The following is a 501-nucleotide window of genomic DNA, read 5'->3' on the forward strand; positions in this document are numbered from 1 at the left end:
ACCTACAACATGGGGCTGTGGAACGCCGAGTTCGCGGCACAGGCCGTCGCCGCCGATCTCGACGCGCTGCTTGCGCCGTTGCGCGAGCATGTCGACGTGCTCTCGCTGACGCAGCAGCCGCTGCGCTGGGACGATCAGCAGAACCCGTTCGCGCTGCTGCCGCGGCAGAGTGCGATCAACGGCTGCCCGCTGCTGGTGATGGAGCCGGGCGGCCCGCCCGCATCGCGGATCAGCAACTCGTTCCGCCGCCGCCTCAAGAGCAAGGAGAAGAAGCTCCAGGCGCTCGCCGGCTATCGTTATCACCTCGCCACCACCGACGCCGACGTCACCCGCCTGCTCGACTGGTTCTTCCGCGTCAAGCCGGTGCGGATGGCCGAACAGAAACTGCCCGACGTCTTCGCCGAGCCGGGCGTCGAGCAGTTCGTCCGCAGCGCCTGCCTGTCGCCGCGCGGCGAAGGCCGTGTCATCGACATCCACGCACTCGAATGCGACGACGAGGTG

1 protein-coding gene is annotated in these 501 nt (G+C 68.3%); it reads left to right on the forward strand.

Features of this window, described 5'->3' with window-relative positions:
• A partial coding sequence (locus AC1D00_RS44850; RefSeq protein ID WP_477015183.1) for a GNAT family N-acetyltransferase occupies positions 1-501 on the forward strand: 501 nt, incomplete at both ends.

Source organism: Bradyrhizobium sp. P2_E8 (genome assembly GCF_056403875.1).